This window comes from Enterococcus sp. HMSC076E04 (assembly GCF_001814285.1).
GTDB classification, from domain to species: domain Bacteria; phylum Bacillota; class Bacilli; order Lactobacillales; family Enterococcaceae; genus Enterococcus_B; species Enterococcus_B lactis.
Map to the genome: position 1 here is coordinate 40,663 of NZ_KV815579.1, position 9,948 is coordinate 50,610.

A 9,948-nucleotide genomic window follows, 5' to 3' on the forward strand; every position below is an offset into this window, starting at 1 on the left:
AGATAAAATTTAAAGGGATAGGGGTAATAAATTTGACAAACGTTGCCGATATGACGAACGTTGAAAAGATTATCGTATTAGACTACGGTAGTCAGTATAACCAATTGATCACAAGACGTATTCGTGATCTTGGAGTCTTTTCCGAATTATTGAGCCACCGCATTACTGCAGAAGAAGTAAAAGCGATGAATCCAAAGGGAATCATTCTTTCTGGCGGACCAAACAGTGTATATGATGAGAATGCATTTGGGATCGATCCTGAGATCTTCAATTTAGGTATTCCTGTATTAGGGATTTGCTATGGTATGCAATTGATCACATACAAACTTGGCGGTTCCGTAGAGCCTGCTAAAAACCGCGAATATGGGAAAGCCTTGTTAGAAGTAACAAGCGATCAAGCTGTCTTGTTTAAAGAAACACCAAAACAACAAACAGTATGGATGAGCCATGGTGACTTGGTAACTAAAGTTCCTGAAGGCTTTGAAACAGTCGGAACAAGCAAAGATTGTCCGATTGCTTCTATCCAAGACACAACACGTAATTTTTATGGTATCCAATTCCATGCAGAAGTACGTCATTCCGAATACGGAATCGAATTGTTGCGCCACTTTGCCTTTGATGTTTGCCACTGTGAAGGTAACTGGACAATGGATAACTTTATCGATATGCAAGTAGAAAAAATCCGTGAACAAGTTGGTGACAAAAAAGTCTTGCTTGGTCTCTCAGGCGGCGTTGATTCTAGTGTCGTTGGGGTTCTTTTACAAAAAGCGATTGGTGACCAATTGACATCTATCTTCGTTGACCATGGTCTGCTACGCAAAGGCGAAGCGGAACAAGTAATGGAAAGTCTAGGCGGAAAATTCGGCTTGAACATCATCAAAGTCGATGCAAGAGATCGCTTCTTAGACAAGTTGAAAGGTGTATCTGACCCAGAACAAAAACGTAAAATCATTGGGAATGAATTCGTATATGTTTTTGATGACGAAGCAACAAAACTTGCTGGTGAAGAAAGCGTCTCTTTCTTAGCACAAGGAACGTTGTATACTGACGTTATCGAATCTGGTACAGAAACAGCACAAACGATCAAATCTCACCATAATGTAGGTGGACTGCCAGAAGATATGCAATTTGAATTGATCGAACCATTAAACACACTATTCAAAGACGAAGTCCGTGAATTAGGTACTCAATTAGGCATGCCTGATTCAATCGTTTGGCGTCAGCCATTCCCTGGCCCTGGTCTTGGTATTCGTGTTCTTGGCGAAATCACTGAAGACAAGCTAGAAATCGTACGCGAATCTGATGCTATCTTGCGCGAAGAAATCGCAGCTGCTGGACTTGACCGTGATATCTGGCAATATTTCACTGTTCTTCCAGGAATCCGCTCTGTCGGTGTTATGGGTGACGGACGTACTTACGACTACACAGTCGGTATCCGTGCGGTGACTTCAATCGACGGAATGACAGCTGACTTTGCCCGTATCCCATGGGAAGTCTTGCAAAAAATCTCTGTACGTATCGTAAACGAAGTAGCCCATGTCAACCGTATTGTGTATGACATCACTTCTAAACCACCAGCAACAGTGGAGTGGGAATAAAGAAGTGACAATTTATATCGCTTGAAACGTTGATTTTACTGCATTTAGCTAAAACTCAATAGACTTTCGGAGACACAAAATGATTTGACTTGTCGCCAAAACTGTCGCCAAAAATCCTCTCACTGAATGGTTGTCGGTGGGAGGATTCTTGTTGTTATGACTATATGGCGAAAGACGTTCAATGCTATAATTTAAGAGATAAACAATTAAGGAGATGAATAGGATGGCAAAGATTGAGCCGAAAATTTTTGATGAGTTGAAAACAGCTTTGGTATCTTTTGGCGACAAGTATTTTGTCGGGGAAGAATTGAACCGTTCCAAACTTACGGATGATTTGCGAAACTATGATGAAGCACTTTTGAGCAAGTTGTTTGAGGTAGATTTCATCAAGCAACATTTCATTAAGGAAGTGGCAGGGCAAAAGCTCTTTCAAATTGAGCAACTTGAGGAAGCCGTACTCTATAACGACTATTGGGATACGAGCTACACCAAGTATGAAAACCGTGTTGGCTTGGCTTCAAAAGGAAAATTCCTACAAGATAGCCAAGATGTTGTCTTAGACTTTCCTTTCAAGGATGGCGTTTTGACTGCTTCAATGACTAAAGAAGATAATGAGGACGGCTATGATGACGCCTTCTTAAACGAGGTCATTGAGAAAGACGAGATTGACCGTCTATTTGACAAGAAAGTATTTGTCAATGTCAAACGCTTTGGCGATAATCAGACAGCACAGCACAGCATAGCGGTAGATAATGGGATTGTTTCTTTTGATAAGGAGAAAGACAATCTGATTATCAAAGGAAATAATCTGTTGGCGTTGCATACTTTACGAGAAAAATATACTGGTCAGATTAAACTTATCTATATTGACCCACCTTACAACACGGGTTCAGATTCATTCCTGTATAACGATAGGTTTAATCATTCTGCATGGTTGACCTTCATGAAAAACCGTCTTGAAATTGCCCGCGAGTTACTTACTGATGATGGTTATATCTTTATTCAGACTGACGACTCAGAGCAAGCGTATCTGAAAGTTTTGATGGACTCCATTTTTGGAATTAACCAATATGTGAATACTATCTCGGTTTTGTTCAAAAACATTGCGGGTGCTTCTGGTGGTGGGGAAGATAAACGACTCAAAAAAAACGTAGAATATATTACCGTGTACTCTAAAAACTATAACAACGCTAAGCCCTTTTCAGCTGTTTATGAAAAACAAGAAATCTCAGAACAACTTGAGGAGTATCGCACAGAAGGAAAGTCATGGAAATATAACAATCTACTCTTGGATGAAGGTGACAAAGAATACATTGGTTCCACGGTTGATGGTTCAGGCGATGAAATCAGAATGTACAAGCATACCAACTTCAATCTTCCATCAGTTTCAAAGCAAATGAAAGACGAGGGACTTTCTGAGAGAGAGTTTTACGAAAAATATTACGATAAGATTTATCGGGGAACAATGCCTCAATCTAGCATTAGAACTCGTGTGATGGATAAGTGGAACGAGCTTGGAATGGGTGAAAACCCACTTATGTCTATCGAGTATGTCCCTAGAAGTGGCAGGAATAAAGGGAAGGTATACAAACAATACTATTCAGGTTCAAAATTCAATCTCTTTGCTTGGCTCTCTGATGTTGTTGAGGTAGATGAATCTGGAACTGTATATAAAACACAAAAAGCTGGAACTTTCTGGAACTATGTTGGCGAAACAAAAAACGTGAATAAGGAAGGTCAAGTTGATTTTCCAAATGGTAAAAAGCCTGAAAGATTACTTGGTAAAGTAATTGAGATGGCTTCTGATGAGGGAGATATTATCCTTGACTTCTTTGGCGGTTCAGGTTCTACCGCTGCGGCTGCTATGAAGTTGAATCGAAAATTTATCTCGTTAGAACAGATGGATAATCAAGCACAACTTGAAATTGACCGACTTAACAATGTAATCTCTGGAACAGATAAAAACGGTTTATCACAGGATGTTAACTGGCAAGGTGGCGGTTCGTTTATCTATGCTGAATTGTTCCCTAAAAACATGGGCTACTTGCAAGACGTTATCCACGCTAAAGACCTTGAAGGATTGAAGTCAGTCTATGCCCGTATGCTCTCAGGTAATGACACGGATGAACCTGCTGACATTTCCTTCCGTGCTGACCTATCCAAGATTGATTGGTTACAAGGCTTTGATGAAAACAAACGTCTGCTTGTGAAACTGCTGGATAAGAATGGGCTTTACTACAACTATTCAGAAATTGATGATAACAACGTCCGAGACATGATTTCTGATGAGGAATACACCTTCAACAAGAATTTCTATGAGGGTGGTGACTAGCATGGCAAAAGCAAAGAAAACACCTGCTAACGCTCGTCAATTTCCTCTTGTGGATCAGGCAGAGCAAGCTGAAAAGGATTTGTTCAGTCAGCACCAAAGTTATGAAATCCCAGAGTATATTAACGGGAACTTGATTCATACGTTGCGTGCCTATCAGGATAAAGCTATCCGAAATTATCACTATACACAAACAGAGATTAAACCGAACCCTCAACATGTTCTTTTCAACATGGCAACTGGTTCAGGGAAAACCGACTTAATAGCTGGACTCATACTCTACCTCTATCAAGAACACGGCTATCAGAATTTCTTGTTTACCGTCAATACCAACTCGGTCTTGATGAAAACCAAGGATAACTTGGTTAATGAGAACAGTGAAAAGTATCTGTTCCAAAACAAGATTGAGATAGATGGCAAAAACATTTTCATTAAGCAGGTCGAACGCTTCCCACGGATTCAACAAGACAACACCATTTACATCAAGTTGTCTTCGGTTCAAAAGGTATCTGATGACCTATTTGTCTTGAAAGAAAACACCATGGGTCTTGCGGACTATGAGAATCAACCTGTGGCAGTATTGGCGGATGAAGCCCACCATTATTCTGCAAGTACCAAGTCTGAAAAAGAAGCTGAAAACACATGGGAGTCAGCGATTAACAAAATCTTACGGGCCCGCGATGACAAGGAACACAAGAACCTACTCCTAGAATTTACGGCTACCGTAGACTTTGACAAGGAAGTCATCTACAACAAGTATCGGGATAAAGTGGTCTACCGTTATCCCTTAAATCAATTCATGTTTGATGGCTACTCTAAGCAAGTAAAGCGGATTGAAACGTCCGCAAGCGACCAAGATAAAATGCTAAACGTGGTCTTGCTTTCTCAATTTAGGAAATATCGTGCCTATTCTGAGGGTGTCACTGGTACATTTAAGCCCGTGATTATGTTCAAGTCTGCAAAAGTTGCGGTCTCAATGGAAGCCAACAAGGTCTTTAATGAGCTGATTAAAAATTTGAATGTGGCGGATTTGTTAGCCTTCATCAAGCGTCAACAAGTTTTAGACAGCAATGACAGTTCAGCTTTGGAGCTTGCTTATAACTTCTATCTCAAGAATGAAGATGACCTCGCCAAAATCGTTCGTGAGATTAAGCAAGACTTCGACCCTCGGAACGTGCTAAACGCCAATGACACAAGCGGAAACATGCTTGAAAAGGGGCAGTATGAAGCTTTGAACACGCTTGAAAGTCCAAATAACCTCTATCGTGTTGTTTTTGCGGTTGCGAAACTGACCGAAGGCTGGGACGTTCTCAATCTCTATGATATTGTGCGGATTGAACAGGAAGCTGCGACAAACAAAAATGCCACAATGGTCGAAGCGCAACTCATTGGGCGTGGTGCTCGTTATTATCCGTTTGAATTGGATGGTGTGAAAAGCTATCACCGCCGTTATGATGGCGATAGTTCAAACAAACAGCTCTTCCTTGAGACCTTGCACTATCATACTATGAATGAGCCACAATACCTGAAACAGCTTGTCGGCTCATTGAAACAAATGGACTTGCCAACAGGTCAAGATAAAAAGAATCCACCCGTTGAAATCAAGGTTAAACCCGCTTTCAAACGGACGGAGACTTATAAAACAGGGAAAATCTACTACAACGAAGCTGAGGATGTGGCAGACGAGTGGTTTGATTCCATTGAAAAATACGGTATCAATCACAAGACCGATATTTCCAGAAGTCTGAATTATGGTAGCCGTGAGGTATCTTATCAAGCAACCGTTGCTTTGACTGAGACTAAAACAATCAGTATTGCTAAATTTGACGACCGTTATATCAAGAAGGCCATTCAACGTTTAGAGTTTTATCAGTTTGATAATTTGAAAAAGTATTTGCCGTTGGTTAATTCCATGAAAGACTTTATCTATGGCGAAAACTGGCTTAATGCAAGCAAGTTGAAATTGTTCTTAAACGTTCCCAAGGAATACAAATCAAGCGATATTACACCAGACGAAATTTTGAAGGTCACGATTGACCTCTTGAAAGAGTATGAAGTGAAATTTAAGTCTGGCTATGTTAAGAAGCGTGGTACAAACAAATTTATTGGCTATCCAATTAGCGAATACCTAACAAATTACAACAAGCGCGTTCCTGAATATGACACGGCGAACCTCTTGAATGAAGCAACTCAAAAAGTAGCTGTTTATGATATGGCTGAGGACTTCTATGTCTATGACCGTGCAATCGTCAATAAATTGGAATATGAGCTGATAGAGCGGATTAAAGCTCATGTGACGGAGTTGACACAGAAGTATCATAAAGCGGTCTACTTATTCCGTGTGGATGAGAATATGCACCGTGAATCAGCTAAGAGTGAGAACCTTAAGTTACACCAATATGGCTCACGGATCAATCGTGCAGGCGAAACCGTGGAAATGCACTTGCAAGGCTTCCAACCTGACTTTATTCTGTTCCTTGAAGATAGCGACTTTTACTTTCAAATCTTTATTGAGCCAAAAGGAATGAGTGGTGATAGGTTTGTTAGCGAACTTTGGAAACAAGACTTATTGCTGTATATGACAGACCACCAAGCTGAAATGGAATTTGAGGACGGCGTAGATAATGTCAAAATCAGCGGATTGAAATTTTATACAAAAGGCGATGGTCAGAAGACGATACCTGAATTAATGGATACTGTTGGAGTGGACTATCTTGATGTTTTGACTGAACAAATTGATTTGACCATGGTTGCGGAAAATACGCCTAAGAATAATATCGGGGAGAGTGAGTAACTTGGTTAAAGTAGTCAAAGAAAACCCATATCCCAAAACTACTCAATTGATTTATTCACAAGCTTCAGAACGCATTGCTGAAAAATACAATGCGTGGGCAGAGCGTCAACCAAAACGTCCTGCAAAGGTGGACGTTTATTCCGACACTAAACTTCTGACTAATGTATTGGAATATCACACAACTAAAAAAATAAATGAGGGAAATTATTCTAAACTGGTTAGCTTGGATCTGGCAAAGGCGTTAGTAACCAACTTAGGCTTTAAAGACTTAAACGAAGTGTACTGGGGAGACCCAGAAATTTATTTTGAGGATTATATCGTTACATTACTCTTGGAAATGCAAGAATCAAAGGACTATAGTCGTTACTTTTGGGATATTCCATTATCAACAAAAGAAGATGTTGAAAAATTTTACAAGAATTATAAAGATGAAATTCTTGATGATGGTGAAAGTAGCCGGTCTTTAGTATCAAGTTTTATTGATTTTATCTATAATGTTCACGAAAGCTTAGAGCCTGTTGGTGAAGTTTTTGAGTTCCAAGATGTTAAAGTTGATAATAGTGGACTTAAAAATATAAGTTCAGAAACACTCACATTTGAAAATTTACCTCATTCATTGGATGTGCTTATTAATGAAGTTCTATTGCCTTTTATTTATAACGTTGGGTTTGACGATTTTAATCAACTCTTTGATCAAGAAGATCAAAAGAAGCATATTGTTTCCAAAATAAAGATAAAGAAAACCAATAAAAAGTAGTTCAAGCATAAAACCTTCGCAGAAAGTGCGGGGGTTTTATTTTTTTTATTTTTAAACTCCCCCACCTCTCAAGAAAAAAATTGGCATACTCAATTCATCAAGTACAGCAGGCCTTGATAACAAATTGCTAAGTTGGTTGCAAACAGCTTGACGGACGGGTCGGCAAACTGCTGATAGCCGATACTATTAAAATGACGAGGTACAGAACTATGAAAACACATAATTCACAAAGCTCTTACAGTTCAGAAACTACAGGAAAATATATTGTAGATGATAAGCCAATCTACAATGTATCATCTGAAGTTGAAACTCAGTACAACTATATTGAGAAAAAACGTACGGATGAAGTCAAAGGGTATAAACTTTACTTTTCTCAAGAAGGCGTTAATCCTTTTGCAGTAAAGTTTGCAAAAATGCCGTCATTACCACCATTTCTTTCGGAAGTAAAACTTGATAACTTAGAAGCGATTGAAATTCGTTCTAATGTTTACTTTCGTGCCGAAGGGGTTCGTGTGGTGAAATGATAATAAATACATGGCAAGAATTAGCAAAGTATTTATTACAGGGGTTAAATATGGCCTTGCAGATTGGCGGAGAAACCAGTTACACCAACTCGTTTGATATAAAGGTGGCGGATAAGGGAGTCTCCTTCATTCCACGCCTACCTGCTAGCTATCTGATTGATAATATTCTGTATCAGAAACTTTTTCTCATTATGAACGCCATGCTTTACCCAGACTATACCTTGCTCAAACAATCGGGAGCATACTTTATTCCACTAGATACTGACGATATTCACGTAAAACGCGCCCTGTTCTTCCCATGGGTCAAGGGAATTTCAAAACGGCTAATTATCACTGATATTGAAAGCTTTACAGCCCGTTTAGCCCTCAATCAAATTCCTGTCATGAAAAATCTGACAATTGATTTGAATAAAGTCACAAGTATTGCTATTGCAGGCAATAGCGGATCAGGAAAGTCATACGCCCTCACCTATTTTCTCTGTGTTTTGAAACATTCATCGAAGATTGTTATTGTAGATCCTAAGTTTGATATGCCAAGTCGTTGGGGTAGAGAGAATAACGTGCTTGTTATCGCTCCTAATGCAAGTCGAAGCAAGTCTGATTTTGTATCAGAAGTGAATAGCGAATTGAGTAAGGCTCTTGAATTAATTCAGCAACGTCAACAAGTTTTGTATAACAACCCTACAGCTGATTTTGAACATTATACCATCGTCATAGATGAAGTTTTGGCGTTAAGTGACGGTGTAGCGAAACCGATAAAAGACGCATTCTTTAGTTTACTTTCACAGATAGCGCTATTAGGCAGAGCGAGCAAAGTTCATTTGCTCTTAGTTTCACAGCGTTTCGATAATAACGCTATACCTATATCGGTTCGGGAACAATTAAATGTGCTCATCCAAGTTGGTAATATCAACTCTAAAACCACTCAATTTTTGTTCCCTGATTTGTCTCTTGAAGGAATAGTCATACCTCAAGGCATGGGGACGGGATTGATACAGGTGATAGACTCCGAGCACCCTTTCCAGATTGTTCCATTGCTAACGCCTACATTCAATAAATTAGAAGGTATAATGTAAAATGAAAAAATCGTATTTTATGCGGACGTTCCGTTTAAATGGCTACTTGCTATTAACTTCTGTATTACTATTTATTGCTGGTTTCAGTATTAAGTTGATTGGGATATTCCTGAAAGGTCAAGAAAATGGCACTATGGTTCAATACAATCAATTTCTTAATAAATATGTGGTGATAGTTCAACACAGATTGCAACAGGCGCTAATCGTTTCGATTTTAATCACACTTACGATTATCTTACCTGAAGTCATTACAAGGATTTTGAAGGATTCCGTTATAAACATTGGTAAATCAATCTGGATTACTTCTCGGATAAGAAAATTTTTGCAGATAAGGGCAACTCATGAGGAAGAAGAAAACAAGATACTCAGATACAATAAGGCAATCAGTAAAGCGATTATTGACGTTCACAATGATAGCGTTGTTTTCTTGCTGAAAATTCCTAATGAGTTTGGTATACATGGCATGATTTCAGATAACAAAGATATAATACGTGATGAAATTTCCCATCGATTAACTGACTATTCATTTTCAAATGTTGAGCGAGTAAAAAGCTATCTAAAACTTGAAGGAACAAGAATTAGATAAAACAGGACAGCGGAGCTTTTGTTTGCCATCGGCAAGAGCAAAGAAGCTCCGCTGTATTTTTCAGGAAGAAAGAAACGGTACATATTACTACGACAATATGTACCAGTAATCAATAATCAAAGGACCAGATAATATGAAAAAACAGAAAAAAGAGAAACGTTCTAGTAAATGGACGTTTATAATTTACGAGGAAAGTGTGCCAGAAAATTATCTGGATATACTCGAAGAAATGCAAGTGCCATTTGTATTGAGTCCATGGCATGATAAAGATGTTGATAAAGAAA

The 9,948-nt window shown here is 39.0% G+C and carries 8 protein-coding genes; all 8 read left to right on the plus strand.

Going from position 1 to position 9,948, the window contains the following annotated elements:
• Positions 1 to 32: 32 nt before the first annotated feature.
• Positions 33 to 1,598: a glutamine-hydrolyzing GMP synthase gene (gene guaA / locus HMPREF2961_RS03875; RefSeq protein WP_070703970.1), complete on the plus strand. Its 1,566-nt coding sequence runs from the start codon at positions 33 to 35 to the stop codon at positions 1,596 to 1,598.
• Positions 1,599 to 1,821: 223 nt separating this feature from the next.
• A complete protein-coding gene (locus HMPREF2961_RS03880; RefSeq protein WP_070703973.1) occupies positions 1,822 to 3,930 on the plus strand; it encodes a DNA methyltransferase in 2,109 nt (702 codons plus the stop codon).
• Between the two features lies 1 nt (position 3,931).
• Entirely contained in the window at positions 3,932 to 6,721 is a 2,790-nt protein-coding gene (locus tag HMPREF2961_RS03885; RefSeq protein WP_070703976.1) for a DEAD/DEAH box helicase family protein, read from the plus strand.
• A gap of 1 nt (position 6,722) precedes the next feature.
• Positions 6,723 to 7,478 (plus strand): hypothetical protein, encoded by a 756-nt coding sequence (locus tag HMPREF2961_RS03890; protein ID WP_070703979.1) that lies wholly within the window; start codon positions 6,723 to 6,725, stop codon positions 7,476 to 7,478.
• A gap of 209 nt (positions 7,479 to 7,687) precedes the next feature.
• The gene (locus HMPREF2961_RS03895; RefSeq protein WP_070703982.1) at positions 7,688 to 8,002 is read left to right on the plus strand and encodes a hypothetical protein; all 315 of its coding nucleotides are present in this window, start codon (positions 7,688 to 7,690) and stop codon (positions 8,000 to 8,002) included.
• On the plus strand, positions 7,999 to 9,078 hold the full coding sequence (locus tag HMPREF2961_RS03900) for an ATP-binding protein (protein ID WP_070703985.1): 1,080 nt from the start codon (positions 7,999 to 8,001) through the stop codon (positions 9,076 to 9,078). Before HMPREF2961_RS03895 ends, HMPREF2961_RS03900 begins: the two co-directional genes overlap by 4 nt.
• Position 9,079: 1 nt before the next feature.
• Positions 9,080 to 9,664: a hypothetical protein gene (locus HMPREF2961_RS03905; RefSeq protein ID WP_070703988.1), complete on the plus strand. Its 585-nt coding sequence runs from the start codon at positions 9,080 to 9,082 to the stop codon at positions 9,662 to 9,664.
• A gap of 133 nt (positions 9,665 to 9,797) precedes the next feature.
• On the plus strand, positions 9,798 to 9,948 hold a 151-nt coding region (locus HMPREF2961_RS03910), incomplete at its 3' end, for a Rep family protein (protein ID WP_218083191.1).

Coding starts and splice junctions, on each gene's coding strand:
- HMPREF2961_RS03885 (WP_070703976.1), top strand. CDS start 3,932: ATGGCAAAAGCAAAGAAAACACCTGCTAACGCTCGTCAATTTCCTCTT.
- HMPREF2961_RS03895 (WP_070703982.1), top strand. CDS start 7,688: ATGAAAACACATAATTCACAAAGCTCTTACAGTTCAGAAACTACAGGA.
- HMPREF2961_RS03900 (WP_070703985.1), top strand. CDS start 7,999: ATGATAATAAATACATGGCAAGAATTAGCAAAGTATTTATTACAGGGG.
- HMPREF2961_RS03905 (WP_070703988.1), top strand. CDS start 9,080: ATGAAAAAATCGTATTTTATGCGGACGTTCCGTTTAAATGGCTACTTG.
- HMPREF2961_RS03880 (WP_070703973.1), top strand. CDS start 1,822: ATGGCAAAGATTGAGCCGAAAATTTTTGATGAGTTGAAAACAGCTTTG.